This window comes from Pseudoalteromonas sp. SG43-6 (assembly GCF_014164365.1).
Taxonomy (GTDB): domain Bacteria; phylum Pseudomonadota; class Gammaproteobacteria; order Enterobacterales; family Alteromonadaceae; genus Pseudoalteromonas; species Pseudoalteromonas rhizosphaerae.
This window is the reverse complement of sequence record NZ_JACJEZ010000153.1, coordinates 1-602: the sequence shown is the minus strand read 5'-3', so window position 1 is coordinate 602 and position 602 is coordinate 1. Positions and strand designations below refer to the sequence as shown.

Sequence of the window (602 nt, the reverse complement as noted above, 5' to 3'; positions counted from 1 at the left end):
TGCTCGTCAACAGGTAAAATTGATTACATGGTCGCAGGTGTCGGCACCGAAAATGGCAATGCAATTTGGGGGCGCTCTGTGGTATTTGATGATGAGTGGGGTATTCCTTCCGGTGCAATAGAATGTTGTTACGCACAAGCTGGTGGTACTGTGAGTGTTTACAATCAAAAATTCCCAGAAAAAGTAGCCGTTGAATGGTTAGATAAGTCAGAAAATAGAATTTACTTTGGTGAAGTGGCAATAGACAAAAAAGGTTATAGGTTAGCTAAAAATTTACCTTCATACACAGCGCACACAGGTAAGGTTTTTAAAGATGTAAAACCGTATTTAATAGTCGGTATGGGTGAGTCAGGTGAAATCAAAGTTTGGTTATCTAATACCCGTTCAGCGGGATTTACAGGCCGTGTATTACACGAACTAGGCTCTGGGCAAGCACAGTGGCGTGAGAATAAATGACCAGTTTTAAACGCCTTTTTACAATCAGCCAGAACAAGATGAAAAGAGTGAGCAATGGCAATCACAACTAATAAATGGATATAGATTATGGACAAGCTCATAAAATTACTTATCACACTCGCTTTAATATTATTCGCTGTAGGATG

At 39.7% G+C, this 602-nt stretch carries 1 protein-coding gene; it reads left to right on the top strand.

The features are described from left to right. Positions 1–456, top strand: a 456-nt coding sequence (locus H5201_RS22565; protein ID WP_182785463.1) for a DUF2931 family protein, incomplete at its 5' end; no start/stop codon positions are given. Between the last annotated feature and the right edge of the window lie 146 nt (positions 457–602).